This is a genomic window from Ectothiorhodospira sp. 9100, from assembly GCF_022227565.1.
Lineage (GTDB): Bacteria > Pseudomonadota > Gammaproteobacteria > Ectothiorhodospirales > Ectothiorhodospiraceae > Ectothiorhodospira > Ectothiorhodospira marina.
This window is the reverse complement of the sequence record NZ_JAJNAN010000137.1, coordinates 1-530: the sequence shown is the minus strand read 5'-3', so window position 1 is coordinate 530 and position 530 is coordinate 1. Positions and strand designations below refer to the sequence as shown.

Genomic DNA, 530 nt, shown 5'->3' with positions numbered 1-530 from the left:
GGGGCTGGGGCTGCTGACCCTGGGCAAGAGCGACTTTGAAGCCGCCGAGGGGGTGCGCAAGGATCCCTTCTTTCTGTCCTGCATGGGCTTGAAGCGCGGGCTGTCGGCAGCGCGATTGCGTCAGCGCATGGATGCCTCCTCCATGGATTATGCCCGTGCCCTGGATCAGGCCAACCTGACCTTCCTTGAGCAGGCGAAGGTTCCAGTGACGCCGTTGTCCTGCGGCTACGTGGCGCTGGATCTGGATCTGTTTGCCCAGGACAACTCGGGCACCCACAAGGAAGGCGTGGGCTACACCTACCGGGGCTTTGACGGCTACGGCGTGATGCCGGCCTATCTGGGTGAAGAGGGTTGGTGTTTGGCCACCGAGCTCAAGCCGGGATCCGAGAACAGCCAGAACGGCTTCGGGTTTGTGCTGGATCGCGTGCTGCCGGCGGCACGCAACCTCACAGACCACCCGATCCTGATGCGTCTGGACAGTGCCCATGATGCCCTGGAGAACCGTGTGCGCGCGCAGGGCGAAGGCATCG

1 pseudogene is annotated in these 530 nt (G+C 63.8%); it reads left to right on the top strand.

Features of this window, described 5'->3' with window-relative positions:
• Window positions 1–530 (top strand): annotated as a pseudogene (locus tag LPW29_RS15330) (IS1380 family transposase); the annotation flags it as partial.